At 64.9% G+C, this 24,442-nt stretch carries 22 protein-coding genes; 14 read left to right on the top strand and 8 right to left on the bottom strand.

The genetic code is table 11. The features are described 5' to 3' along the window. Nucleotides 1–7: 7 nt before the first annotated feature. Both HWX69_RS08990 and HWX69_RS08985 read right to left on the bottom strand, forming a co-directional pair. Complete coding sequence (locus tag HWX69_RS08990; protein ID WP_178916790.1) at nt 8–2,059, bottom strand: bacterio-opsin activator domain-containing protein; 2,052 nt, start codon at nt 2,057–2,059, stop codon at nt 8–10. Nucleotides 2,060–2,114: 55 nt separating this feature from the next. After that, nucleotides 2,115–3,380 (bottom strand): helix-turn-helix transcriptional regulator, encoded by a 1,266-nt coding sequence (locus HWX69_RS08985; protein ID WP_178916789.1) that lies wholly within the window; start codon nt 3,378–3,380, stop codon nt 2,115–2,117. Nucleotides 3,381–3,667: 287 nt separating this feature from the next. Between HWX69_RS08985 and HWX69_RS08980 the strand changes: the two genes are divergently transcribed. Beyond that, entirely contained in the window at nt 3,668–4,066 is a 399-nt protein-coding gene (locus HWX69_RS08980; RefSeq protein ID WP_178916788.1) for a DUF5518 domain-containing protein, read from the top strand. A gap of 4 nt (nt 4,067–4,070) precedes the next feature. On the opposite strand, the gene HWX69_RS08975 is transcribed toward HWX69_RS08980, so the two are convergent. Together HWX69_RS08975 and thyA are read right to left on the bottom strand one after the other, a co-directional pair. After that, entirely contained in the window at nt 4,071–4,568 is a 498-nt protein-coding gene (locus tag HWX69_RS08975; protein ID WP_178916787.1) for a dihydrofolate reductase, read from the bottom strand. Then, nucleotides 4,565–5,590: a thymidylate synthase gene (gene thyA / locus HWX69_RS08970; RefSeq protein WP_178916786.1), complete on the bottom strand. Its 1,026-nt coding sequence runs from the start codon at nt 5,588–5,590 to the stop codon at nt 4,565–4,567. Before thyA ends, HWX69_RS08975 begins: the two co-directional genes overlap by 4 nt. An 82-nt stretch (nt 5,591–5,672) precedes the next feature. On the opposite strand from thyA, the gene HWX69_RS08965 reads away from it, so the two are divergent. Then, on the top strand, nt 5,673–5,882 hold the full coding sequence (locus HWX69_RS08965; protein WP_178916785.1) for a hypothetical protein: 210 nt from the start codon (nt 5,673–5,675) through the stop codon (nt 5,880–5,882). A 4-nt stretch (nt 5,883–5,886) separates the two neighbouring features. On the opposite strand, the gene HWX69_RS08960 is transcribed toward HWX69_RS08965, so the two are convergent. Continuing rightward, a complete protein-coding gene (locus HWX69_RS08960; RefSeq protein ID WP_178916784.1) occupies nt 5,887–6,567 on the bottom strand; it encodes a Bax inhibitor-1 family protein in 681 nt (226 codons plus the stop codon). A 72-nt stretch (nt 6,568–6,639) separates the two neighbouring features. On the opposite strand from HWX69_RS08960, the gene HWX69_RS08955 reads away from it, so the two are divergent. The 4 genes from HWX69_RS08955 to HWX69_RS08940 all read left to right on the top strand — a co-directional run bounded on the left by HWX69_RS08955 (nt 6,640) and on the right by HWX69_RS08940 (nt 9,656). After that, nucleotides 6,640–6,996 carry a cupin domain-containing protein gene (locus tag HWX69_RS08955; RefSeq protein WP_178916783.1) on the top strand — a complete coding sequence of 119 codons (357 nt, stop codon included), beginning with the start codon at nt 6,640–6,642 and terminating at the stop codon, nt 6,994–6,996. 83 nt (nt 6,997–7,079) lie between these two features. Next, entirely contained in the window at nt 7,080–8,633 is a 1,554-nt protein-coding gene (locus tag HWX69_RS08950) for an ABC1 kinase family protein (RefSeq protein ID WP_178916782.1), read from the top strand. Between the two features lie 38 nt (nt 8,634–8,671). After that, the gene (locus HWX69_RS08945; protein WP_178916781.1) at nt 8,672–9,460 is read left to right on the top strand and encodes a creatininase family protein; all 789 of its coding nucleotides are present in this window, start codon (nt 8,672–8,674) and stop codon (nt 9,458–9,460) included. Nucleotides 9,461–9,491: 31 nt separating this feature from the next. Beyond that, nucleotides 9,492–9,656, top strand: coding sequence for a DUF7550 family protein (locus HWX69_RS08940; RefSeq protein ID WP_178916780.1), 165 nt, complete (start codon nt 9,492–9,494; stop codon nt 9,654–9,656). Nucleotides 9,657–9,665: 9 nt separating this feature from the next. Here HWX69_RS08940 and HWX69_RS08935 read toward each other — a convergent pair whose 3' ends face one another. Then, on the bottom strand, nt 9,666–10,250 hold the full coding sequence (locus HWX69_RS08935) for a diacylglycerol/polyprenol kinase family protein (protein WP_178916779.1): 585 nt from the start codon (nt 10,248–10,250) through the stop codon (nt 9,666–9,668). An 86-nt stretch (nt 10,251–10,336) separates the two neighbouring features. Here HWX69_RS08935 and HWX69_RS08930 point away from each other — a divergent pair, with 86 nt between their 5' ends. The 3 genes from HWX69_RS08930 (at nt 10,337) to HWX69_RS08920 (ending at nt 14,355) form a co-directional block, all read left to right on the top strand. Beyond that, on the top strand, nt 10,337–11,599 hold the full coding sequence (locus tag HWX69_RS08930) for a hypothetical protein (protein WP_178916778.1): 1,263 nt from the start codon (nt 10,337–10,339) through the stop codon (nt 11,597–11,599). Nucleotides 11,600–11,701: 102 nt separating this feature from the next. After that, on the top strand, nt 11,702–13,465 hold the full coding sequence (locus tag HWX69_RS08925; protein WP_178916777.1) for an ABC transporter substrate-binding protein: 1,764 nt from the start codon (nt 11,702–11,704) through the stop codon (nt 13,463–13,465). Next, a complete protein-coding gene (locus HWX69_RS08920) occupies nt 13,465–14,355 on the top strand; it encodes a phosphatase PAP2 family protein (protein WP_178916776.1) in 891 nt (296 codons plus the stop codon). The genes HWX69_RS08925 and HWX69_RS08920 overlap by 1 nt, the downstream gene beginning before the upstream one ends. Here the strand turns inward: HWX69_RS08920 and purL are convergent. Continuing rightward, nucleotides 14,333–16,474, bottom strand: a complete 2,142-nt coding sequence (gene purL, locus HWX69_RS08915) for a phosphoribosylformylglycinamidine synthase subunit PurL (protein WP_178916775.1) — start codon at nt 16,472–16,474, stop codon at nt 14,333–14,335. The genes HWX69_RS08920 and purL overlap by 23 nt on opposite strands. Nucleotides 16,475–16,721: 247 nt before the next feature. Between purL and HWX69_RS08910 the strand changes: the two genes are divergently transcribed. The 3 genes from HWX69_RS08910 to HWX69_RS08900 all read left to right on the top strand — a co-directional run bounded on the left by HWX69_RS08910 (nt 16,722) and on the right by HWX69_RS08900 (nt 19,127). Next, nucleotides 16,722–17,786: an ABC transporter ATP-binding protein gene (locus tag HWX69_RS08910; protein ID WP_218644820.1), complete on the top strand. Its 1,065-nt coding sequence runs from the start codon at nt 16,722–16,724 to the stop codon at nt 17,784–17,786. Beyond that, nucleotides 17,783–18,586, top strand: coding sequence for an ABC transporter permease (locus HWX69_RS08905; protein ID WP_178916773.1), 804 nt, complete (start codon nt 17,783–17,785; stop codon nt 18,584–18,586). Before HWX69_RS08910 ends, HWX69_RS08905 begins: the two co-directional genes overlap by 4 nt. 67 nt (nt 18,587–18,653) lie before the next feature. Beyond that, entirely contained in the window at nt 18,654–19,127 is a 474-nt protein-coding gene (locus HWX69_RS08900; protein WP_178916772.1) for an Lrp/AsnC family transcriptional regulator, read from the top strand. Here the strand turns inward: HWX69_RS08900 and HWX69_RS08895 are convergent. Next, the gene (locus tag HWX69_RS08895; RefSeq protein ID WP_178916771.1) at nt 19,124–20,140 is read right to left on the bottom strand and encodes an amidohydrolase family protein; all 1,017 of its coding nucleotides are present in this window, start codon (nt 20,138–20,140) and stop codon (nt 19,124–19,126) included. The genes HWX69_RS08900 and HWX69_RS08895 overlap by 4 nt on opposite strands. Before the next feature lie 398 nt (nt 20,141–20,538). Here HWX69_RS08895 and HWX69_RS08890 point away from each other — a divergent pair, with 398 nt between their 5' ends. Both HWX69_RS08890 and HWX69_RS08885 read left to right on the top strand, forming a co-directional pair. Next, nucleotides 20,539–22,023 (top strand): proton-conducting transporter transmembrane domain-containing protein, encoded by a 1,485-nt coding sequence (locus tag HWX69_RS08890; RefSeq protein WP_178916770.1) that lies wholly within the window; start codon nt 20,539–20,541, stop codon nt 22,021–22,023. After that, entirely contained in the window at nt 22,013–24,418 is a 2,406-nt protein-coding gene (locus tag HWX69_RS08885; protein WP_178916769.1) for a DUF2309 domain-containing protein, read from the top strand. The genes HWX69_RS08890 and HWX69_RS08885 overlap by 11 nt, the downstream gene beginning before the upstream one ends. The last annotated feature ends 24 nt before the right edge of the window (nt 24,419–24,442 follow it).

Genomic DNA, 24,442 nt, shown 5'->3' with positions numbered 1-24,442 from the left:
CCGACGTTCATTCGCCGTCCTCTAAGAACGCCCCCACCACCTTGTTTTCGGCCGCACGGATGTGCTGGTGGAACGTCGGCGGCGAGACACCGAGGGAGTCGGCGACCGATTCCCCGGAGTGCTCCCGTGGCCACTCGAAGAACCCGGCGTAGTACGCCGCCTCGAGGGCCGCCCGCTGGCGGTCGGTCAGCTCGTCGGCCACCGCCGAGTCCGTTGCCGACGCCGACGACCGCGTCACCTGTCGGCGCGCGAGCGGTTCGGCCTCCGGGAACGTCTCCTGGACGGTCTCGATGACTCGCCGAACGTCGGTGCCGCAAGGAGCGCGGACCGTCGCCCGGAGGTCACCGTCCTCGAGGACGACCTGTTGGACCGACGCACCGATGGATGCCATCGACGAGAGCAGCGGCGGTTCGGACAGTTCGATTTCGAAGGACCGTTCGTCACCGTCGTCGCCGAACACCTCGATTTCGGTCCAGGACCCCCGCGAGGCCGCAAACGTCTCGAGCGTGTCGACGGCCTCCTCGTCGACGGTCCCATAGACCAGAAACTCGTCGTCGCCGAGCGGAACGCTTCGCTCGAACCTGACAGTGCCGTCGTCGGCCGATGGGGCGTAGTCGCTGGCCCGAAACTCCAGTTCCGTCACGTCGTCGCTCATCAGCGCCCGCTTGCGCTCGGCGGCCGCGATGGCGTGCCCGACCAGTTCACCGAGGTGTTCGAGTACGGCGCGTTCCTCGCTTTCGAACGCCTCTCTCCGCTCGGTAGCGACCACGAGAGTGCCGTACAGCGACCCTTCGTAGACGACCGGAACGGACGCAACCGACCGGACGTCGCTGTCGGCCATCGGGAGCCACGACTCCACGGACGGGTCGCCGCGAACGTCCCGAAGCGTCCGAAGCTCGTGATGTCGTATCGCCGCTTCGGTCGGGCCGGATTTGTCGGAGGCGTCGGTCGGAGCGGAAAGCGACCACTCCTCCGGCGGAACGGCGACCCCGGCCGCCGACCGGAGTTTCAACGAGCGTGACTCCGCGTCTACCTCGCCAAGGAGCGCGAAGCCGTAGGAATCCGACTCCGCGAGACAGCGACACGCGGTCGCCTCGATTTCCTCGCGCGTCGACTGGTCGATGACGGCATCGGATACCTCACGGACGACGCCGTCGAGTTCGTTCACCGCAGCGAGGCGTTCGGTTCGGCGCTGCCGTTCCAGTTCCGTTCCAATCCACCGACTCACGAGGTCGATGAACGTCACGTCCCACTCGGAGAACCCGTCGACTCCGGCTTCGGGACCGTAGAAGCAGAACAGGCCTCGGACCTCGTCGTCGACGAAAATCGGCGCGCCGAGATAGCAGTTCACGTCGAGACGCTCTCTGTCGCCGCGGTCGGCCAAGTCCGGCGCTTCGGCACTGATGTCCTCGAAGACGAGCGACTCCTCTCTGGCGGCCGTCCGTTCGCACACCCGCGTCGACATCGGAACCACGTCGCCCGGTTCGATGTCGTCCGCTGGGGAGATGACCGATTCGAAGACGTAGTCGTCGCCCCGAATCCGTGCCAGCGTCGCGTAAGCGGTGCCCGTCACCCGCTGGCCGATTTCCAACAGTGCGTCGACCTGCTCGTCGAAGTCCCGTTCGCCGTCGGCGATGACTTCGTGGGTTTCCCGGAGCATGGCCTCACGACGTTCGAGGTGGCCCCCCTCGTCGAACGTGGATGGCTTGCAGACGGCAACGACGGCGTCACCGTCCGCCGAGAGTTCGACCGAACACGGGATGCCCTCTCCGGCGTCCCCAGCGGAGAACGTCACGTGGAGTTCCGCCGTTTCCGCCGGCTGGAGCGACCGACACCGCTGTCGGAGTCGCTCGCCCCCTGACGGTTCGACGACGGATTCGACTTCGGCACCGACGAGCGAGGGCCGACTGCGCTCGGTCAACTCGGCGAAGGCGTCGTTGACTGCTGAGAGTCGCCCGGACGCATCGACGACGAACAACCCGTCGTCGACGGCGTCGGCGAGGCGGCGATACGCCGTCGGCGTGTCGTCGGCCGTTCCATCCCCCGTGGTTCCGCCCATATTCGGAGAGAGGCGTTGGCTACCATAAAATCCCCCGTCGACCTCAGCTGCTGGGTCAGTCCTCGTCGTCCTCGAACGGCGACCCCGCGGCGTCGGGTTCGTGGCCGGCAAGCGAGACGATGTTCTCGCGGCCCACACGGAGTTTCGAGATGGTTCCCTCCTCTTCCATGTCCGAGAGTAACATCGACACCTTCGATTTCGACCACCCGGTCTCCTCGACGATGTTCACCTGTTTCATGCGCCCACCGTTGTCCTCTAACAGCGAGACGACCCGCTCGTCGTCGGGGATGAGTTCCTCCTCGGTGACGGCCGTCCCCGAATCGGCGTCGTCGGCGCTTTGCTGGGCGCTCTCGTCGGCCGCCGTCCCCGCCGCGGCGGCACCCGCCGCTTGGCCGGCACCGCCGGCGTCACCGTCGTCGTCAGCCGTCGCTGCCGCCCCGGGGTTGTCGTCGGAGAAGGCGCCCGAGCGGTAGGCGACGGCGCCGACGGCACCCAAGAAGACGACGAAGACGAGAATACCCACGGGAAGCAGCCATTCGGAATCGCCGTCGCCGGCCGGGTCCGTCGTCGCCTCGGTCGGCGTCGCCGATTCGGGGACGAGTTCGAGACGCGGACGGTTGTCGGTGAACGTTCGTTCACCCTCCCACGTCACTGAGTCGCTTTCGGCGAGCGTCTCGCCCGATTGGATGCCGTCATCCGGCTGGACCGACTGGAAGGCCATGCCGTCGCCGCGCTGAAACACCACGGTCTGGTTGGGGCCGATGTACAACCCGCCCTCGAAGGTGTCACCGACGACGACGGTATCGCCCTCGACGGGCGCGAACCCGACCCACGTGAACGACATCTCGACGACGCCGAACTCGTCGCCGGCCGGCCCGAGCTGTTCGACCCGAGCGTCACGTCGGAACCTCTCGGCGGACATCTCCCGGTCGGTAGCGTTCGTGCCCGCATCGGTCAGCGACGCCGCTCTGCTCTGGAAGTTCCGGTAGAGGTCGGTCTCGTTCGTGTTGAACTCCTCGGCGAACGTCTCGAAATCGGAGCGCTGTTGGTCTGTTTCGAGGCGCTGCTCGTAGCGGAACTGCCACTCGGCAGACCCGTTTCCGTAGACGGTGATTCGGAACTCGGTGCGGTCAGCGTCGAACTCCTGTGTGGCCAGCGTCTCCACGACTGCCGGTGCCGGCGCCGCGAACTGCTGTTGGGTGGACTGGTCCTCGTCGGTGACGGAACCGTCCCCGCCGGCCGCCGCGGGCGCTGCGAGCGCACAGACAAGCAGACTCACGACGAAGAGAGGGACGACCCACGTCCCGCGTGACCGTGCCATCAGTATCCCTCACCACGCCGGCGGCTTATAAAATCCCTCTGAATCGGGACACCAATCATCGAAATCATCGACAAATTCGACTGCATTGTTCTCAAGCGTTTTGGCCGATATAGCGCCTTTGAGTTGCGGAATATGTCGGTTCGGTTTCAGCGACATCCTCCACGACGTCTTGGCGGTCGGCTACGAGCGAGGGCCGTCGAAAGGGTGGCGCTCAAGAGAGGGACGTTCGCCGGTAACAGCCGGTATGCGCCCGGTGTTTTTATGCACACTGGGGCGAACATCGAACCATGGCTTCCGAGCCCTCCACCTCGGCGGCGGTCGACAGCGAGCAGTCCCCGGGCAGTTCGAACACCTACATCAACGCCTTGATTGGCGCCCTCGTCAGCGTCGTCACCGGCTTTTTCATCCCGTTCGTCTCGCCGGTCATCGGCGGCGGGGTGGCGGCGTATCTCGAAGGCGGCGACACCGAACACGGTGCCAAGGTCGGCGCGATTTCTGGCGTCTTCGCCGCGGTACCGCTAATCTTCGTCGGCTTCTTCGTCGTCGCGTTGCTCCTCGGCGCGCCGAACAGTCCAGCCGCACTCGGTATCTTCGGCTTCCTCATCATCGCCTTCGGACTCGTACTCACGGTCGGTCTGAGCGCTCTCGGCGGTGTACTCGGTAGCTACGCCAAAGACGAACTGTAGGCGGCTACGCCCGACGGTAGGTGACGAACGCCAACTCCCCGGCCCTCTCCCGGTCGACTTCGCGCCACTCCTCGCCGAACTCGGGAAACCGCGTGTCGCCGTCGGGGGACTCCGGCACCTCGGTCACGACGAGTTCCTCAGCGTCGTCGATGAACGCATCGTAGACTGTCGCACCGCCGACGACGTACACCCACTCACGGTCGCCGTCCAGCGCCGCCTCGGCCGCTTCGAGCGCCTCGTCGGTGTCGCGGGCGTGGACGGCGCCCTCCGGCAGCGACAGCGACTCCTGCCGCGAGAGGACGACGTTCGTCCGCCCCGGCAGCGGCCCGCCGAGTTGCCGCTCGATAGATTCGTACGTCCGCCGACCCATCACGACCGGATGGCCCATCGTCGTCTCCTTGAAGTGAGCGAGGTCCTCCGGGTAGTGCCACGGCATCTCGCCGTCGGCCCCGATGACGCCGTTTTCGGCGACTGCAGCGACCAGAGAGAGCCGAACCGTCATTCGGCGACCGCGAACTCCAGTCCGTCCGCGGGGTCGTAGTCGTGTAACTGGATGTCGTCGTAGGTGAGGTCCTCGAGGGGCTTGTCGGCAACCTCGATGCGCGGCCTGTCACGCGGGTTTCGGGTGAGTTGCTGTAGCAGTCCGGGGACGTGGTCGTAACCTTCGCCGTCGGGTTCGCCGGGGGCTTCGGCTTCGAGCCACGCCCGGACCTCGCCGTACTCCGAGGGTTCCGAGACTCCCTCGACTCGCTCCTGGAGCGCCCCGAGGTTGTCCGCGTACCACTCGCCGCGCGGTCCCTCCCCGCAGTAGACGTGGGCGTCGACGATGGTGTGGCCGAACGAGCCGACTTCGAAGTCGGTCCGGTTGGCGACGGCGTGAGCCAAAAGCGAGTACGCCGCGAGGTTGAACGGCACGCCCAGCGCGATATCTCCGGAGCGTTGGGTGAGGTGGACGTTCAGGCGGTCGCCCTGGACGTTGAACACGTACGTGTAGTGACACGGCGGCAGCGTCGAGACGGCGGCGTTCGCCGGGTGCCAGGCGTTGATGACCAACCGCCGGGAGTGGGGGTTCTCCTCGAGGGTGTCGAGGACGTACTGGAGTTGGTCGAACACCTCCCGTTCAGTGCCATCGGGGGCCGTTTCCGTGGTCGTCCAGCGGTGGCTCTCGTCGGGCCAACTCTCGCCGGGGAGTCGAGCCGCGTCGTCGGGAACCGGAAACCGCCGCCAGAAGCGGCCGTAGGCGGTGTCGAGGTGGCCGTCCTCGTCGGCCCACGCGTCCCAGATTTTCGTCTCCTCGCGGAGATCCCGGATGTGTTCCTCTCCCGAGAGATACCACATGAGTTCGTGGATGAGCGAGTTCCAGCGGTAGCCGTCCATCTTCTTCGTCGTCAACAGGGGAAATCCCTCGGCGAGGTCGACCTCGTAGTGGTGGCTGAACGAGGCGACCGTGTCGACGCCGGTCCGGTTGGGTTTGTACGTCCCCTCGGCGAGTACGTCCGAGACGAGGTCGAGATACTGGCGCATTTACTATCCGTTCGTGGCGCACCGAGGGGGTAAAACGATTCGGTCCGAATCGTTTTTCTCTCGGCCGAGCGAGGTCGGAGTCATGCCCTCCCCGCAGCCACAGGACAGCGTTCCCGTCGGTCCGGCCATCGTCGCCGTCGTCGCCGCGGTCGCACTCCTGTACAGCCTCCTCATCGCCCAACAGCTTCTGTTTGGGGCCGTCGTCGTCGGTCTCGTCTTCGTCGTCTATCTCCTCTGGCGACTCGTCCGCGCCACCGAGCGAATCGCGACCGCACTCGAACCCGACGAGTAACGCCTCACCGCTCGGCGAACATCCGGAGTGCAATCTGGAGGACGTGGACGAACACACCGGTAAAGGCGACGTAGATGCCGAGTGCGTGGGTTAGCGCCGAGTTGGGGTCGTAGTTCGCCTTGATGTGCCAGATTTCGTAGCCGAGTCGTAACGCGAACCCGAGGAAGACGAACAGGAAGCCGAGTGCGAGAACGACGGGGACGAACGACCCGACCAACACGAGGACGGCACCGACGATGAACGCGCCGAACGACCACGTACTCCAGTGGTCGAACTCGGCGTCACGGAGGTAGACGTAGGCGGCGATGGCGACGGTCATCGCGACGGTGACGGCGAGCGTGACGGCCAGAAGCGTCCCGCGGAGGTCCGCCGGGGCCCGACCGAGGACGCCGCCGCCGAACAGGCCGTATGCGACCTGCAGGAGGAGGGTGCCGAACGCCGCCAGCGCCATCGAACCGGATTGGAGTCCGCGTTCGGCCGCGATGTTCCCGCCGGTCAAGGCGGCGCCGTAGACGATGAAACCCAGTATCGGAACCGAAAACAACAGGTCGTTGACCGCCGACAGCGGCGTCGCGGCGACGACGTACATTAGCGCGATGTTGACGGCCACGAGCACCGCTGCGGGCACCGCGACGCTACGGAACCGGGGGTAGGCGGTTCGACCCGGTGTCGAGTAGGTTTCCATACCCGGTCTGCTATCCGTGGTCGAATATACGCTTTGGCCCACGTTTAACATCCGACCGGGCGAAAAGACGGTATGGACTACGAGACGGCGAGCACCGACGACATCGACAGCGTCGTTCCGGAGGAGTACGGCGGCATGTGGTTCTTCCGGAAACCGCTTGACTGTGAGAACCTCGGCGTGACGCTGCTGGAACTCGAACCCGAGGCGAAGGGGAAGCCCCACGACCACGCTGGCGACGGCCAAGAGGAGGTGTACCTTGTCGTCGACGGCGAATTGACCATCCAGTTGGGCGGCAGCGAGGACGAACCGGCCGAGACGGAGACGACGCTCTCGTCGGGGGAGGCGATTCGCGTCGGGAGCGAGACGTGGCGGCAACTGCACAACCACGGCGACGAACGGCTCCGAGTCGTCGTCGCCGGCGCGCCGTAACCGGCGTCGGGTACGTATTTCACGGGGGCCACACATAGGGGGCGTATGTCAGGGCACTCCATCGATGCTCGGTCGGTGGCGAGATGAGGGGGTTCAATCGGCGGTTCCTGCAGGTCGCCGTCCGCCTGCTGCCGTTTGCGGTCGCGTTGCTCCGCGACCGGCGGCGCTTCATCTTGTTCGGCGGTTCTCGGCACGTCCCCGAGGAGACCCACCGTCGGCGCGCCGAGCGGTTGGTCGAGACGCTCTTGGAGTTGGGTGCGGCGTTCATCAAGGCCGGCCAGGTGCTGTCGACCCGTCCGGACATCGTCCCGCCGGTGTACGCCGAGGCGCTCGCGACGCTGCAGGACGAAGTTCCGGAGGAGACCGGACAGGGCCCGGCCGAACTCATCGAGACCGACCTCGGGGAAGCGGTCGACGCCTCGACGCTCAACCCGGTCGCTGGTGGGTCGTTAGCGTACGTCTACACGGCCACCGTCGACGGCGAGAGGGTCGCACTGAAGGTCCGGCGCCCGGGATTGAAACCCCGCATTGAGCGTGACCTCCGAGTCATCAGACGACTCGTTCCCGTCGTCGGGTTCTTCGCCAGCGAGCGCCAGCAGTACTCGGTTCGGAACATCGCCGACGACTTCGAGCGCATCATCCTCGAGGAACTGGACTTCCAGCGGGAGGCGGGGATGATGCGGGACATCGGCGAGAACTTCGCCGACGACGACCGGGTGTACATACCCGAGGTCGACGAAGCACGGACGACAGAACGGGTGTTGGTCATGGAGTACGTCACCGGTCGGAAGGTGACCGACGAGGGCGCACTCGACCGCGTCGGCGTCGACCCCGAGGAGATGGCCCGGCGTATCGCCGACGTGTACCTCACGATGGGGCTGGAACACGGCGTCTTCCACGCCGACCCTCATCCCGGCAACCTCGCCGTACTCGACGATGGCCGGCTGCTCATCTTCGACTACGGAATGAGCGAGCGACTCGCCCCGGAAACGCAGGCGCGAATCGTCGACCTCTATCAGTCGCTGGCGCGTCGCGACGCCGACGGCATCATCGACGCCCTCGTCGCACTCGACGTGCTCTCGCCGACGGTCGACCGAACGGAGGTCCGCCACGTCGTCGAACTCGCGATGGAGAACCTCGAGGGACGCTCGGACATCGACTGGCGCGACATCTTTACCGAACTGTTCGGGATGCTCCACGACTTCCCGTTTCGGATTCCGCCGAACGTGATGTTGCTCATCCGGGTCGGGACTGTCGCCGAGGGAGTGTGCCGGCAACTCGACCCCGAGTTCGACTTCGTCGCCTTCGTCCGGTCGTTCCTCCTCGAACACGGCCTCTTCCAGCGAGAAGTCCGAAACGTCGCCGGGGAGATTACCTCGGACGTTCGGACTTCAGTTCCGGCGCTTGCTCGGCTGCCGACGCGGGCCGACAGGCTGTTGGACCGCATCGAGCGGAACGAACTGCGAGTCAAAACCGACCGGCAGAACGATTCGACGGGCCGGGCCGTCGGCTATGCGGTAATCGCGGGTGCGCTGTTCGTCGCCAGCGCAGTGTTGGCGTTTCACAGCCAGCCCTACGAATTCCTCGGCGTGGCCGCGGGGGCCGTCTTTCTGTTCCTGTTTTACAGGAACGCGTAAGGACACCCTTCTTTGTCCCCGGTCTCGACTACCCGAACATGTATCTCGGAGACGCGACGTGGCCGGAAGCCGGCGACCATCTCGCCGAGGAATCTCTCGCAGTCGTCCCCGTTGGATCGACGGAACAGCACGGACCGCATCTACCGCTGTCGACAGACCACGTCATCGCGGAGGGCCTCGCGCGGGCGGCGGCCGACCGCGCCGACCTGCTGTGTACGCCGACCGTGAACATCGGCGTCAGCCCCCACCACCGCCAGTTCCACGGGACGATGTCCGTCGACGCGCCCGTCTTCCGCGATTACATGGAGTCGCTGTCCCGGAGCCTCGTGTATCAGGGCATCGACCGCATCGTCTACGTCAACGCCCACGGCGGCAACGTCGAACACCTCCGGGAGGTCGGTCGACGACTTCACGAGGACGACGCCGCCTACGCCGTCGAGTGGATGTGGGACGAATCCATCCCCGAGTTAGTCGACGACTGCTTCGACCAAAACGGCCCACACGCCGGCCCGAAGGAGACCTCGATGGTGTGGCACATCGCCGACCTCGTCCGCGAGGGCGAACTCGAAGCCGCCCGCGACGGTGGACTGCGCGACATCGAATCGGCCGGCGTCACTCGCAACGGTGCGAGGCTGTTCTACGACTCCATCGAGAACGCCGACAACGGCGCCTTCGGCGACCCGACCGACGCCTCCGCCGAGAAGGGCGAACGGCTGTTCGAGGCCGCCTGCGAGCAGCTAATCGAGTTGTGTACGTGGCTGGACGCCCAGCCGTGGGAGACGCTTGGCCCGCGGGACCACGTCCGCGAGCGGAGTGAGGAACGATAGGCCAAAGTACCGGCCGGTCCCAGCGACGGGTATGAGCGACGACCACGCCGACCACGAACACCACCCGCACGAACCGTCCGACGAGCGAACCACCGCACCGCAGAGCGACTACACCGCCCGTGACGTGGCCGTCGGCTTCGTCGTCGCGCTCGTCGGGATGGCCGTCGTCTTCGGCGTGCCGCTGCTTTTGGGCTGAGAGTCCCAATTACGGCAGATAGATGACGGCCCACATCGCGACGGCCGCGACGATGGGGATAGTGAGGTTATCGTCGACCACGAACCCGCGAACGACGGGTTTGACGCCGTCGGCGACGGTCGCCCCCGCCGCCCCCGCGACGGCAGCGACGACGGGGACGAACGGGAGGGCCAACAGGAGGCTGACGGTGAACATCCCGACGAGGACGCGCGGGCGTTTCACGGTTCGCAGTTCTCCCGACGAGAGCATCCCGCTGACGGGGTCTCCGAGCGTCAACATGAACAGCGCCGGCACCGCGATTCGCGGTTCGAACAGGAGGACGACGACGGTACCGCTGAGGACGTACAGCGCGTAGCCGGCGACGCTGTCCTGTTCGTATTCGCGGGTGAGGCGGTCGTAGAAGGCGTGCTCGAGACCGCCGTAGAGGCGGGCGAATTCGAGAACGGCGGTCAAGACGAGCCCCGCGACAACCACCGCCTGGACGACCGGCCACGTGACGACACCGACCTCCAGGACGTGTTCGTCCAGCAGATACGCGCCGGGGACCACGGCGCCGGAGGCATGAACGAGGCGTCGACCCAACTCGAGCGACATACGCGTCCGTCGGTGTGGGGGGACTTAGGTCCAACTTTCCGCGGCTGCCGTAGGCTTTTGTACACGTCGGCCCGTACGATGCATGAATGGAGGATTCGGGAGGCGAACTCGACATCGGGGGCGATACGGCGTGGGTTGCCGCCGCGCTCGTACTCGTCGCGAGTCTCGGCGGTGCCATGCTCCTCGCGGAGTGGCCGTTGTCAGGGGTTTCCGCAACGCAATCGTCGGAACCACAACTGGTCGAACCGACGGACAACGGAACGGCGCTGTGGCCCTACACCGCGAACCGCCCGGACCACAGCAGTCGAACGCTGGGCATCAACATGATCTTCTACGGGAATCCTGATGTCATCCACACCGCACTCACCGAACAGTCGGCCCTGGAGTGGGAGTCGGATCCGGAAGCCGACTATGAAGCCGACAGTGAGACGGTTTCTGCCGAACGAGTCGACATCGACAGGAACGCGAGTAACCTCACCGAAATCATCCAGTGGGCGCCGGCCACCGGCGCGAACCGATACGTCTACGTCGAAACCGACGGCGGCGGTCGATGGCTCGGCGAATCCTACCAACTCCACTCGGGGACGTACCTCGGGTCGCGAAGCCACATTCGCGCCTACGAGGACCCGAACGAGGAGTGGACCGCCATCCAGAGCCACGAGGAACACTGGGACTGGTTTCGGCTCCGACACACCGTGACAGGGATCAGCGACTCCCAACGGGCCATCGAACGCGACTTCATGGACAAACCCTACGTCGCGGAGGTCGTCCGGATGCCGTACGAAAACGGCACCCTCGACGCCGACGGGTGGGTGACCGGGGTTCGACTCGTCGGAGTACTCCTACCGTTGGCGTTGTTCGGCGTCGTCGGTCGGAGTCGAGGCGTGAAACGTGACGCCGTGTATTTTTTCCGAGAGCACCGCCACGAACTCGGACTCGGCGGGGCGCTGTTCGCGCTGTTTACGGCCGTTCGCCACGTCGGCATCCTCCTCGAGACGACGTTCCCGGCGCTCCCACCGAAGGCCATCGCCGCACCGCTGTACATCGCACTCGCTGTCGGGACGCCGGCTATCGCGTACGTGCTGGGGAGGGATTCCGACCGCGCGTGGGCGTTCACCTTCGCCGCTGTGGGACTCGGGGCCGCCTTCATCGTCGATTTCGCCGCGATGGGCGTCTCGGTGCTGCCGCTGCGCGTGGTGCTTCACCGCGGGTCGGTACTGCTCGCTATCGGACTCGTCGCCCTCGGTGCCGCCATGCACGAGGAAGTCGAGGGCCGACCCGAAGCCCTCGTCGTCGGGAGCGTCGGCTGGCTTTTTGTCCTCGGTTTACCGCTGTTAGGATATTTGTGACCTCTCCCGCGCTTGTGGACGGGAGCTTCCCGCGTGGTTTCTTATGACCCCCGACATCGACGGAGAACTTTATACGTATTCGTACGAGAATATAGGCATACCATGGCGCCCGACACAGCCCTCCGTCGTCGAGCGGTACTCGCGAGCGGTCTCGGGGCGCTCACAGCCACGAGCGGCTGTGTCAGCGAACTCCGGAGTATCGCCGGTCGGGAATCTTCCGAACAGCTGTCGCTCTCTATCTCGACGGTCCCCGCATCCGAGGACCCCTACGCGGTCCGTATCGCCAACCGCCTCGCTACGCACCTCACTCGAGTCGGCGTCGACACCACGGTCAGCCCGATGGAGTCGAGCGAACTCTACCAGAACGTCCTCATCAACCTCGATTTCGATATATACGTCACCCGCTATCCGGCACAGGGAGACCCCGACGAGCTCCGGTCGTTGCTGTACTCCAATTACGGCGAAGAGGCAGGGTGGCAGAACCCCTTCGGCTTCAGCGACCTCGAGATGGACGAGATTTTGGACCAACAGCGACACCTCTCGGGAGAGGACAGAGCGGAGTTAGTTCGTGAGATTCAACGAGAAGTCGTCAGTAAGCAGCCGTTCAGCGTCGTCGCCTTCCCGGACCGAATCGCCGGCGTTCGGACCGACCGGTATCGGGGCTGGCCCAACGGCGGTATCCACCGTCCGACGGACTACCTGCCGCTGGTGCGCACCGGTGAGACCGACCGCCTCCACCTCCTCATCCGAGACCCGCGTGTAACGGAGAACCGGAACCCGATAGCCGTCGAGTACCGCGACAGCGGTATCGTGACGGGTCTGCTGTACGAACCGCTGGCTCGAACGATAGACGGGGAGTCGATACCGTGGCTCGCACGCGAGATCGAGTGGGACGATGGCGACCGACTCACGGCGACTCTCACGCTCCGGGAGACGCCATGGCACGACGGCGAGACAGTGACCGCAAACGACGTGGCGTTCACCTACGAGTTCTTGGCCGACACGTCGCTCGGTAACTCCGAGACGGCCGTTCCGACGCCGTGGCGACGTGGCCGCCTCTCGCTCGTCGAGTCCGTGCGAGCCAGAAACGACAAGGACGTACATATCACGTTCACGGCCTCGGAAATCGAGCCCGCACGGCGAGCGCTCGAGGTGCCCGTCCTCCCCGAACACGTCTGGCGGGAACGGAGCAACACCGTCGACATCGCGGGTATCGACATCGCGGGCCAGACGACTGAGGCACTGGTCTGGCCCAACGAATCGCCCGTCGGGAGCGGGCCGGTACAGTTCAACGACGCAACCGTCGATAATTACCTCACGCTCGACGCTTTCCCACAGCACTTCCTGCACGACGGCGACTCGACGGGGATTCCGGACCGATTCGCCGACGGCGTCCCCTTTAGCCGACTCCGCATTACGATTACTCCATCTGACGACGCGGCCGTCCAACTGCTAGAATCGGACGACGCTGACGGGACAGTGAGCGGCATCGGCGCCTCGGTCGTGCCGCGCATCGGCCGAAACGACGACATCAACCTGACCGTGGACCGCTCGGAGACGTTCCACCACGTCGGCTACAACTGCCGGCGTGCACCGTTGTCGAATCCGCGGTTCCGCCGCACCGTCGCCCAACTTCTCGACCGCAGGTACATCGTCAGAGACGCTTTCGAGGGGTACGCGAGCCCCTCGGAGACGCCGCTTGGAGGGCAGTGGCAGCCGACCGAACTGGAGTGGACCGGTACGGCGTCGCTGCCGTTCCTCGGCGAGGAGGGCGAACTCGACGTGCCGGCCGCACGGGAAGCGTTCCGTGACGCCGGCTACCAGTACGACGACAGCGACCGACTCGTCAGGCGGGGTGTAGCGTAATGCTCGGCATCGTCCTCACACAGCTGTTACTCGTCGTGACGCTTTTACTCGCCGCGGGTGCGGCGCTGTTCATCGGCCGTGACCGGTTGCGGGAGACGCGCACGGAGTACCGCACGCGACTCACGTCGGTCGCACCGTACATGGGTCTGCTCGGCATCGTCCTCGTGGCGAACAAGGTCGCACGTGACATCGGCCCGGACATCTCGTGGATTATCGGCTGGAACATCACGCCGTACATCCACAAACTCGACGGGATGCTGTTGGCGCCGTTCTATCGAGGACAGGCCCCACAGGTCGTCGTCTGGCTACAGTCGATGGCGACGCCGGAACTGACGCTGTACTTCACGTCCATCTACGTGTACGGCTACGTGTTCCTGTTGGTCTTCCCGGTGGTCGCGTACTTCGCACTCCCGGACCCGCGGCCGCTCCGGCGGACGATCGTCGCCTACGGTGCGAACTACATCATTGGCGTCACCTGCTACGTCATCTTCATCGCCTACGGGCCCCGGAACCTCCTCTCGGAATCCGTCGAGGGGCTGATGTTCAGTCACCACTCACAGTACCAGTTCCTCACGAAGGTCGTCAACTCCGAGACGAACGTGTTCCCGTCGCTGCACACCTCGATGGCAGTCACCGCACTGGTCCTCGCGTGGACGACACACGACGAATACCCGCGGTGGACGCCCGTCGCCGCCCTCCTCGCGTCGAGCGTCGTGGTGGCGACGATGTATCTCGGGATTCACTGGGCGACAGACGTCATCTTCGGCATCCTCCTCGGCGTCGTGAGCGTCAAAATCGGACAGCAGATGGAGGACGACCCACCGGAGTTCGCCCGACTTCGGCGGTGGAGCCGAAGCCTTCAGAAACTCATGCCAACTCGCGCGAAATGACGTTCCGGAGGTCCGCGATGGCGTCGGCAGCGTAGTCGAGTTCGACATCGTCGACGGCGAGTTCGAGTCGACCCGTCTCCGTCGCTTCGCCGAGTGTCTCGACCGGTGCGACGCCGTCGAAGCGCTCCCGAACCGACTCGGGGTCGGTCGTCTCGACGACGACGCGGCCGACGGCCTCCGTGAACAGCGCTTCGAGCGGCGAATCCGCCTCGGGCAGGGTCACGTCGGCACCAGCCTCGCCGACCATTTCGGCGAGCGTGACCGCGAGGCCGCCGTGGCTCACGTCGTGGGTCGAGCGCGTGGCGTCGTCGTCAGCCACCTCTGCGATGGCCGCGACGACCTCGGCCGCGTTCTCGGGAACCGCCGGGAACGAGTCGGTGCCGCCGAACTGCGCCAGTAGTTCCGACCCGCCCAGCGAACGGTCGTCGGAGCCACCAACGACTAAGAGTGTTCCCTCGCCGTCGAGGGCGGCACTCGGTGCGTCGTAGCCGGGCTTCGTGCCCGCCATCGCGAGCGTCGGCGTCGGCGGAATCGGACCGGAAGGCGAGTCGTTGTACAGCGAGACGTTGCCGCCGACGACGGGCACCTCGAGGTCACTGCACATATCCGCGAGGCCGTCGACGATGTCACGGAAGGCGCCGTACACGTCGGGTTTCTCGGGGTTGCCGCCGTTGAGACAGTCGACGGCCGCAAGCGGCGTCGCCCCCTTCGCCGCGAGGTTCGTGGCGTTCTCCAGGGCGATTGCACGGGCGCCCTCGTAAGGGGCGGTGTCGGTCCAGTTGGGGTCGGCACCCGACGTGAATCCGAGCCCGGTTCCGTTCTCTCGAATGGCCATCAGCGCCGCGTCGTCGCCGGGCTTCATCGCCGTCCGCGTGCCGACCTCGTGGTCGTACTGGCGGTACACCCACTCCTTCGAGGCGGTGTTCGACGAGGCGACGACGGCCTCGAAGGCCTCGGTGAGGTCCACGTCGGGGAGGTTCCGTTCGGGCTGAGTGGGTTCGACGTGCTCGAGGTCGTTCATCGGCGCTCCTTCCGCCAGGTAGTCGGCATCGACGTCGACGACGACCTCGCCGTCGAACTCACAGACGTAGTTGCCCTCGGTCACCTCGCCGATGACCGAACAGCCGAGGTCGTACTTTGCGGCGATTTCGGCGACGCGGTCGACGTCCTCGGGGCGGACCTCGTAGCACATCCGCTCTTGGGATTCCGCGAGCAGGATTTCCAGCGCGTTCATGTTTGGTTCGCGCTGGTGGACCGCTTCGAGGTCGATGTGACCGCCGAGACCGCCCTTGGCGACGAGCTCGGAGGACGCACCGCCGAGGCCCGCTGCACCCAAGTCGCGTGCGGCCCGCAGTAGCCCCTCGTCGACCAACTCCTCGTTGGCCTCGATGAGACGTTTTTCGGCGTAGGGGTCGCCGACCTGGACCGCCGGGCGGTCTTCGGTTTCGGCGTCCTCTGCGAGGTCCTCGCTGGCGAAGGAGGCGCCGCCGAGGCCGTCTCGCCCCGTCGCGTTGCCGACGAGGACGAGTTTGTTGCCCGGCGTCTGGGCTTCTGCGGTGACGAGTCGCTCCTCGTTGGTCAGCCCGATACAGGCGACGTTCACGAGTGGGTTGCCCTCGTAGTCGTCGTGGAAGGCGACCGACCCGGTCACCGTCGGGACGCCGATGCAGTTGCCGTAGTGGGAGATTCCCTCGACGACGCCCTCGAAGAGATACCGGGAGTGTTCGCGGTCGAAGTCGCCGAAGTAGAGGCTGTCGGCGAGCGCGATGGGGTAAGCGCCCATCGACAGCGTGTCGCGGACGATGCCGCCGACACCCGTCGCCGCGCCGTCGAACGGGTCGACGTAGGAGGGGTGGTTGTGGCTCTCGATACCCATCGTGATGTACGTCTCGGAATTCTCACCGGATTCTGGGTCGGGTAGTGCGACGACAGCGGCGTCGTCGCCCGGCCCCACGACGACCTGGTCGCCCTCGCTGTCGAAGGACGACAACAGCGGCCGCGAGGAGCGATACGCACAGTGTTCGCTCCAGAGGTTCTCGAACAGCGTTTCCTCAGCGGGCGTTGGGTCTCGGCCCAGTTCCTCGACGACGAGTTCGCGGTCCGACGGCGCGAGTGGCATTCATCCGTATGCTTCTTTCGGGTGGATAAATCGCTTTTCATGTGCACGTTCGTGTATTATCGCAACCAACCGAACGCTGTTGCTAACCGTTAACGGTAGGCAAAATCTGCGTATTCTCGTCGATACGTCAACGTTCGCGGCGACGATCGCTCCGGCGAAGGCGGCCTGTGCCGACCGGGTTATCCGACTGGCACTCCTACGGGGAGCAATGACTAAGCCGGACGGGACCGGCGGCGAACACCACCCGATGGCCGACCGGAACGGCCAGCCCCAGCGGTCGGCAGATGCTGCGGTTGCGGAGACCGAGGAGTTACCAACGGCGACCGAACCCAAGCAAGACACGTCGGAACGAGCGGTATCACGAGAGATAGCAATCGCAGTCGAAGGGTTGACGAAACGCTTCGGTACGGGCGCAGACTCGGTGCTGGCGGTCGACAACGTGAGTTTCGAGGTCGAAACCGGGTCGGTCGTCGGCCTGCTCGGCCCCAACGGTGCCGGGAAGACGACGCTCATCAAATCAGTTCTCGGGATGATCGTTCCCGACGAGGGCTCGGTCCGGATAGGTGGTATCGACGTTGCCGAGCGACCGAAGGCGGCGTACGCGAACGTCGACGCGATGCTGGAGGGGGCACGCAACGACTACTGGCGGCTGACCGTCCGCGAAAACCTTCGATACTTCGCGACGGTGAGCGGCGTCGACCCCGATTCTGTTACCGACCGCCACGACCGCTTGCTCGAACGGCTCGATTTGGCCGAGTGGGCAGACACGCCCGTCCGGAAGCTCTCGCGGGGCATGAAACAGAAAGTCTCGCTGGCGAGCGTCCTGGCCGGCGGCGCCGATGTCGTCTTCCTCGACGAACCGACCCTCGGACTCGACGTCGAGAGTTCCCGGACGCTCCAGCGCGAGTTGCGACGGCTCGCCGAGGAGGACGGGCTGACCGTCCTCATCAGCAGCCACGACATGGGCGTCATCGAAACGGTCTGTGACCGAGTGCTCGTCATGTCCGAGGGTCGTATCGTCGCAGACGACAGCGTCGACTCGCTGCTCCGCGATGCCGCCAGCGGGACAGTCATCATCGAGAGTTTGGACCTCGATGGTGACGCGATAGCGGCCATCCGAGAGCGGTTCGACATCACCGACATCGAGGAGTTAGAGCGGGGAGTGCGAATCGAGGTCGTAGCGGCCGGGGACAACCTCTATGCGCTAATGGATGTGTTATCGGGGGCCGGCGTGACACCGGAGCGAGTCCGGACGGTCGAACCCGACCTCGAAGACATCTTCGTCGGCCTGACCCGTGAGGAGAACCGATGACCGCAGACGAAGCCTCCGGGCCGCAAAAAGCGGGCTATTACCACCTCGCGCGCGCCGTCCTCTACCGGGAGTTCCTGCTGTTCGTCCGGTATCCGGCCAACGCCATCGGGGGTATCGTCATCTCGCTGTTCTTCTTCGGGGTGCTGTTCTACGGCGGGCGGATGCTCGCAGGACAGGCGCTCACCGACTCCATCGAAGGTATCATCGTCGGCTACTTCCTGTGGACGCTGTCGGTCGGTGCCTACTCGTCCATATCGAACGACATCGGCAGCGAGGTCCAGTGGGGAACGCTCGAACGGCATGTCATGACCCCGTTCGGGTTCGCACCCGTCGCGTTGCTGAAGGGCGCCGCAAAGGTGGTTCGGACGTTCCTCATCTCGTCGATCATCCTCGGGGCGATGTTGCTGATTACCGGTACCAGACTGGAGTTACACGTCGGTACCATCGTCGTCGTCGCGTCGCTCAGCATCCTCTCGGTGCTGGGGTTGGGGTTTGCGGCCGGTGGCATCACCGTCCTGTACAAGCGAATCGGCAACTGGCTGAATTTGCTGCAGTTCGGCTTCGTCGTGCTGATTTCGGCACCTGCCCTGGAGGTACCGTGGCTGAAGGTCTTGCCACTGGCACACGGAAGCGACCTCCTCCAGCGGACGATGGTCGGCGGCGTCCGGCTCTGGGAGTTCCCACCAGCCGACGTGGCGCTGCTGGTGGTGGTCGCTGTTGGGTATCTCGGCCTCGGCTACGCAGTTTTTCAAGTGTCGACGCGGCGTGCACGACGGCTTGGCGTCCTCGGGGACTACTGAGTGTCGTCGGGGGGTAAAACCCCCGAGCAAGGTACAAAGGTAAGTGTCTTTGTCGTGGATAGGGAGTATGGCCGAGGAGGACATCGACGACGTCGACAGAGCGATTCTGTATGCATTGCAGGAAGACGCACGAAACATGTCGTCCGGAGACATCGCAGAGCGGACCGGTACCTCGGACAGCACGGTCCGAAAGCGCATCCAGCGTCTGGAATCCGACGGGATAATCAAGGGCTACAGCGCCAGCGTCGATTATCAGAAATCCGGCTATCCGCTCCGGATGTTGCTCTACTGCACCGCTTCGATACCCGAGCGTGGTGAAATCGTCCCCGACATCCTGGACATCGACGGCGTCATATCGGTTCAGGAGTTGGTCACCGGTGAACAGAACCTCCTCGTAACTGCCGTCGGCGAGTCGGACAGCGACATCACGCCCGTGGCACAGGAACTCCTCGACATGGGCCTCACCGTCGCCGACGAGGTACTCGTGCGTACCCACGAAACGACGCCGTTCGGCAAGTTCGATTCCAAGAACGACGCTTAAATCAGGGCGTGTTTGATGTCCAGTTCGGTCGCCCGCCGGACGATGGCAGATACCGGGTCGACCGAACCGGCTAGATTGTCCGAGTCGCCATCGAAGACGACGAGCGCCCCCGGCCGTCCGGGGGCGATGACGCCGCAGTCGAGACCGGCAATCTCGGCACCGGCCGTGGTGGCCATCCGTAACGCCTCTCGGGCAGTCACGTCGAATCGTTTCGCCGTGTATGCCATCTCTCGGAGCATCGACGGGGGATTCAACATCACGTTGTCAGTCCCGAGGGCGACTGTCGTGTGGTCGAGTAACTCCCGTATTGGCGGCGTTCCAACGTCGAGCACAGTGTTCGCGCGCGGACACACTGCTATCGGAACCGACTGGTCTGCGACTCGTTCCAGATGTTCGCCTTCGGCGTGTACCATATGGACGAGCAAGTTCGGCTCCAAATCGAGCGCCGGGTGAATGTCGGTCGCGTCCGGTTCGCCGGCGTGGATTGCGAAGGGGCGGTCGCGTCGCTCGCAGGCGGCACGCTGTTCGGTGAAATCGTTGTCGTTCGCACCGGAGGCGCCGTAGCCATCGGCAACGTCGAGGACGGATTGGTCGTCACTCCCGAAGATGAACGGGTCGATGTCGAGGGGCGCTGCTGCCTCACGAAGTGCGCGTGTCCCGGCAGTCCCGAACTCCCGGAAATCGAGACAGGAGACGGTGCCAGTTCGCTGCATGAATCGGAGCGTGCGCCGCATCGCCGACACGAGTTCGGAGCGGTCGGCCGCCTTCAGCCGTCGGTGTTTCAGGCTGTTGGGTGGTACCACGGCCTCCTCGAGGGAGAGCCCGACTGCCGCCTCTTTCGCGACGGAATCACCCAGATGCGTGTGCGCGTTGACGAACGCCGGACAGATGATGTCGGTCGATGCCGTTTCTGTCTCCTCGATAGTCGCTATCCGACCGTCATCGACGACGACACGTCCCCGAATCGGCTCGAACGACTCCCCGACGAGGACGGTCCCTGTGAGTTCTTCCATGCCGGCCCTCCGAATCAGATACCGATATGGTTTTCCAAACCGGTATATCGAACGCCACAGTAATATTTCTCGCCTTGAGTTCGAATCTGTTATGGGAGCAACTCCGGGCTGGCCCGGCGTTTGAGGAAAGTGCGCCGATGGAGCAGCTGTCCGGCGGTGCTCGGACACCGCCTCGATGGTCTCGTGGGCGGCTATGTGTACGAACGAGGGGACTCTCCACTAGGGCAATGTTGCCGCAAATTCTGCAAACCATAATGTTCTTTAATTACTGATTTACGAACAGTTCGTGAATATAGATAGATTTAATAGTTAAACTGTTCTCCTTTCGGTCAGAGACGACCAATATCGGACTCTAGCACTCCACGAGTGCCGGAATGGGTCGCACGACGAGCTGAACGATGTCAGGACGCACCTCAAAATCGACGGTCGGAGCGCTCCCGGACACGACGGTTGAATCGCCGTCCGTGCCCGCTGTACTAACGTGGCTCGTGTGGTCGCTGTTCGCCACGAGTGTCGCGGTCCCCATCGCCCGAATCCGATTCAGCGGCGCCTGGGAAATTCCCGGCGTGGTCGCCATCGACGGCTTGACCGTTCTCATGTGGGTGGTAGTCACGTTCTTCAGCGGTATCGTTCACAGTTACTCCCGCCGCTACATGGCTGGTAGCGCCCACGAGACCGACTTCTTCCTCACCATGTTCGGTTTCACGGTTGCCGTGGGGGGTCTCGTCGCGGCCGACCACGTCGGGCTGTTCTGGCTGCTCTGGCTGGCGATGGGCCTGCTGATGGCGAGGCTCGTCGGCACCGTCGACGGCTGGACACAGGCCCAGGCCGCCGCGAGCCTCGCCCGCAAGTACTTCCTCGCCAGCAGCGCGCTCCTCGGCGTCGCACTGTCTGCGCTGTGGTGGACAACCGATGCGACGACGGTCACGGGTATCGCCACGGCCGCCGACAGCCTCGGTGGGCCGGTGTGGCTCGTCGCCGCGGCCGCACTCGTGTTCGCGGCGATGATTCAGTCCGCGCTCGTCCCGTTTCACGGCTGGCTGCTCTCCTCGATGACCGCTCCGACGCCAGCCTCGGCACTGATGCACGCCGGGTTCGTCAACGCGGGCGGCATCCTGTTGACCCGTTTCGCACCGGTCGTCACCGTCGACGCTACCCTCATGCTCGGTATCGTGGCCGTCGGCGCGGCGAGTGCCCTGCTCGGAAAGTTGCTCAAGGCCGTCCAATCGGACGTCAAGAGCGAACTGGGCTGCTCGACGGTCGGACAGATGGGCTTTATGATTATGCAGGCCGGTCTCGGCTTCTTCGGCGCCGCCATCACCCACCTCATCCTGCACGGCTTCTACAAGGCGTATCACTTCCTCAGTTCGGGCGGACAGGTCGAACACACCAGCCCGACCGGGAGCGAACCCTCGGGGATGAACGTCGCAGGCACAGCCGTCGTCCTGGTGACCGGACTCGTAAGTGGTGGATTGTTCGCCCTCCTCACGGGAAAGGGCACGAGCGTCGACAGCGGACTGCTGCTCGTGTTGTTCGTCGTGCTCACGACGCTGCACGCGGCCCGCAGCGCCGTCCAGCACACCAGCCTATCGGCGACGGCTCGCTACGGTGCGGTCCCGCTGGTCTTCATCCCGGCCATCACCGTCTACGCCCTCGTCTACGTGGCCGTTTCGAGTGTCCTCTCCGGACTTCCGCTCGTCTCGGCTCCGACCGAACTGAGTGTGCTCCACGCGCTCGTCGCCGTCGTCTTCCTCGCCGTCTACGTCGCGATTGAGACCGGTATCCACGAGCGTAGCCAGCGCCTCTACGTCACGTTGTTGAACATGAGTCAACCTGCTTCCAGTACCGTGCTGACCGCCACGGAGGACTACAATGAATACTGAACACACTATCGAGGACAGCATCGACAAAGCAGCGACCACCGTCGGGTCGGTCTGGCCGATTCACTCCTTCGTGACGGCCAACCCACTCTCGGGGTTCGAGGACATCCCGTTTAGCGAGGCCGTCACCCAGGCTGCAGACCTGCTGGGCGGCCGCGGGTATCCAAGCCCAGAGACGTTCCAGGCGGCCCTCGACGACGGCCAAATCGACCGCGAGATACTCGCGTCGGAACTGGCCGAGCGCGGCTACGAGGGAGACCCCGAAACCCTGCTGGAGCGGATGGACACCAGCGTCGAGACGGAGCCACCGAACACCGACACCGAGCAGGTCGACCACGTGCTGACGAAGTGGCTGTCGGCGTTCCTCGACGAAGGGCAGGCGCAGTGGCCGATGCCGAACCGCGAGGACGGGTTCTACAGCGCCTTCCGTTCGGTGGCCGCATACGACGGCCAGATACCCGACGACGGTGTCGTCGGCGACCTCCCGGAATCACCGCTCGAAGCCATCGAGACCCTCTTAGAGCCATACCCCGAGAGTCAGTGGGTGCCCATCTTCGAGGAGCAGTTCGCCGCACTCCCCGGGTGGAGTGGCTTTCTCAAACAACGCGTTGCCGACGACGGCGCGTGGCAGTCCACACACCCAATCACGCTCGAAGGGTATCTCGCGGTTCGTCTCGCGCTGCTGGAAGCATTCGATGTCGGTGTCGCGCCCTCGACCGGCCCCGACAGCGCCGAGGTCGAGCCAGCCGACGAACTCGCCGAAGCCTTCCTGAGTGCGTGGGAGGCGAGTTACCGCACCGAGGTCGTCGACAGCGTCGCCGCCGAGAGCGAGGCCCTCGCCGACAGCGACCCCTCCGGTCGCCCGGACGCACAACTGGTGTTCTGTATCGATACGCGTTCCGAGATTATCCGCCGTCACATCGAGGAAACCGGCGATTACGAGACCCACGGCTACGCTGGCTTCTTCGGTATCCCGATGGAGTACCAGGGATACGATTCCGAAGTGTCGGTCGATGCCTGTCCCCCCATTCTCGATTCCCAGCACCACATCACCGAGATTCCGGCCGATGGGGACACCCAAGCGACTCACGACCGCTGGTCGCGTCTCCGCGAGGCCACCAGCGAGGTCATCGAGACGTTGAAGACGAACCCAGCCACCGCATTCGGCTTCGTCGAGAGCGCCGGGAGTGGATACGGACTGGCGCTTGCGGCCCGCACGCTCGTCCCCGGCCGTGTTTACGACCTGCTCGAAACCGCCGACGACGCTGCACCCGACAACCACGAGTTCTGTGACCAAATCGTCCACCACCAGCACACCTACGCCGGTGACCTCCCGGTCGGACTGACCCACGAGGAGAAAGTCGAATACGCCGAAACAGCCTTCGAGTTGATGGGTTGGGAGGAGTTCAGCCGACTCGTCGTCTTCACCGGCCACGCCAGCGAGACGACCAACAACCCCTACGACTCGAGTCTGGACTGTGGGGCCTGCGCCGGCAACCCCGGGGGTCCGAACGCCCGTGTCCTCGCGACGATTTGTAACGACGCTGAAGTCAAGACGGCGCTGCGCGAACGCGGCTTCGACATTCCTGACGACACCGTCTTCCTCGCCGGCGAACACAACACGACGACCGACGAGGTGGAACTGTTCGCCGACGGCGTACCCGAGAGCCACGCGGACGACCTTGAGCAGTTGCGTGCGGACCTCGCCACCGCCCGCGAGAACGCGGCCGCCGAGCGCGCCGAATCGATGGGCGCCGACAGCTCGATGTCGGTCAGTGAGGTGGAGCGTCGTGCCGCCGACTGGGCCGAAACGCGTCCCGAGTGGGGACTGGCCGGCAACGCCGGCTTCGTCATCGGTCCCCGCGAACTGACGAGCGACCTCGACCTCGACGGCCGCGCCTTCCTCCACTCCTACGATTGGTCGACCGACCCCGACGGTGACGCGCTCGAAGCGATTCTCACCGGCCCGATGGTCGTCACCCAGTGGATCAACACCCAGTACTACTTCTCGACGGTCGACAATTCGGTGTACGGCGGTGGGTCGAAGGTGACTCACAACCCAGTCGGAAACGTCGGCGTCTACCAGGGCAACGGCGGCGATTTGATGACCGGGCTTCCGCTCCAATCGGTGATGGCCGACGACGACGAACCGTACCACCAGCCGCTTCGACTCTCGACGGTCGTCCACGCACCGGTCGAACGCGTCACCGGCGTCTTGGCCGCCCACGAGGAGTTGACCGGACTGCTGGACAACGACTGGCTCTCGCTGACGGTCGTCGACCCGACGCAGAATCACCGCGCCTTCCACTACGAGGAGGATTTGGAGTGGACACCGGTGTCCGAACAGCCCGAAGCCCACCCGGAGATGCCGAACGCTCCCGCCGTCGCGGACGACTAACGGAAGGCTGTCCTGGCCTGCGTC

Origin of the sequence: Natronomonas gomsonensis (genome assembly GCF_013391635.1) — an archaeon.
Lineage (GTDB): Archaea > Halobacteriota > Halobacteria > Halobacteriales > Haloarculaceae > Natronomonas > Natronomonas gomsonensis_A.
The sequence above is the reverse complement of the archived record's forward strand: the minus strand, read 5'-3'. Positions and strand labels throughout refer to the sequence as shown.

What these genes read in the sequence shown, in the direction of transcription:
- HWX69_RS08990 (WP_178916790.1), bottom strand. Translation starts at nt 2,059, where the DNA reads ATGGGCGGAACCACGGGGGATGGAACGGCCGACGACACGCCGACGGCG.
- HWX69_RS08985 (WP_178916789.1), bottom strand. Translation starts at nt 3,380, where the DNA reads ATGGCACGGTCACGCGGGACGTGGGTCGTCCCTCTCTTCGTCGTGAGT.
- HWX69_RS08980 (WP_178916788.1), top strand. Translation starts at nt 3,668, where the DNA reads ATGGCTTCCGAGCCCTCCACCTCGGCGGCGGTCGACAGCGAGCAGTCC.
- HWX69_RS08975 (WP_178916787.1), bottom strand. Translation starts at nt 4,568, where the DNA reads ATGACGGTTCGGCTCTCTCTGGTCGCTGCAGTCGCCGAAAACGGCGTC.
- thyA (WP_178916786.1), bottom strand. Translation starts at nt 5,590, where the DNA reads ATGCGCCAGTATCTCGACCTCGTCTCGGACGTACTCGCCGAGGGGACG.
- HWX69_RS08965 (WP_178916785.1), top strand. Translation starts at nt 5,673, where the DNA reads ATGCCCTCCCCGCAGCCACAGGACAGCGTTCCCGTCGGTCCGGCCATC.
- HWX69_RS08960 (WP_178916784.1), bottom strand. Translation starts at nt 6,567, where the DNA reads ATGGAAACCTACTCGACACCGGGTCGAACCGCCTACCCCCGGTTCCGT.
- HWX69_RS08955 (WP_178916783.1), top strand. Translation starts at nt 6,640, where the DNA reads ATGGACTACGAGACGGCGAGCACCGACGACATCGACAGCGTCGTTCCG.
- HWX69_RS08950 (WP_178916782.1), top strand. Translation starts at nt 7,080, where the DNA reads ATGAGGGGGTTCAATCGGCGGTTCCTGCAGGTCGCCGTCCGCCTGCTG.
- HWX69_RS08945 (WP_178916781.1), top strand. Translation starts at nt 8,672, where the DNA reads ATGTATCTCGGAGACGCGACGTGGCCGGAAGCCGGCGACCATCTCGCC.
- HWX69_RS08940 (WP_178916780.1), top strand. Translation starts at nt 9,492, where the DNA reads ATGAGCGACGACCACGCCGACCACGAACACCACCCGCACGAACCGTCC.
- HWX69_RS08935 (WP_178916779.1), bottom strand. Translation starts at nt 10,250, where the DNA reads ATGTCGCTCGAGTTGGGTCGACGCCTCGTTCATGCCTCCGGCGCCGTG.
- HWX69_RS08930 (WP_178916778.1), top strand. Translation starts at nt 10,337, where the DNA reads ATGGAGGATTCGGGAGGCGAACTCGACATCGGGGGCGATACGGCGTGG.
- HWX69_RS08925 (WP_178916777.1), top strand. Translation starts at nt 11,702, where the DNA reads ATGGCGCCCGACACAGCCCTCCGTCGTCGAGCGGTACTCGCGAGCGGT.
- HWX69_RS08920 (WP_178916776.1), top strand. Translation starts at nt 13,465, where the DNA reads ATGCTCGGCATCGTCCTCACACAGCTGTTACTCGTCGTGACGCTTTTA.
- purL (WP_178916775.1), bottom strand. Translation starts at nt 16,474, where the DNA reads ATGCCACTCGCGCCGTCGGACCGCGAACTCGTCGTCGAGGAACTGGGC.
- HWX69_RS08910 (WP_218644820.1), top strand. Translation starts at nt 16,722, where the DNA reads ATGGCCGACCGGAACGGCCAGCCCCAGCGGTCGGCAGATGCTGCGGTT.
- HWX69_RS08905 (WP_178916773.1), top strand. Translation starts at nt 17,783, where the DNA reads ATGACCGCAGACGAAGCCTCCGGGCCGCAAAAAGCGGGCTATTACCAC.
- HWX69_RS08900 (WP_178916772.1), top strand. Translation starts at nt 18,654, where the DNA reads ATGGCCGAGGAGGACATCGACGACGTCGACAGAGCGATTCTGTATGCA.
- HWX69_RS08895 (WP_178916771.1), bottom strand. Translation starts at nt 20,140, where the DNA reads ATGGAAGAACTCACAGGGACCGTCCTCGTCGGGGAGTCGTTCGAGCCG.
- HWX69_RS08890 (WP_178916770.1), top strand. Translation starts at nt 20,539, where the DNA reads ATGTCAGGACGCACCTCAAAATCGACGGTCGGAGCGCTCCCGGACACG.
- HWX69_RS08885 (WP_178916769.1), top strand. Translation starts at nt 22,013, where the DNA reads ATGAATACTGAACACACTATCGAGGACAGCATCGACAAAGCAGCGACC.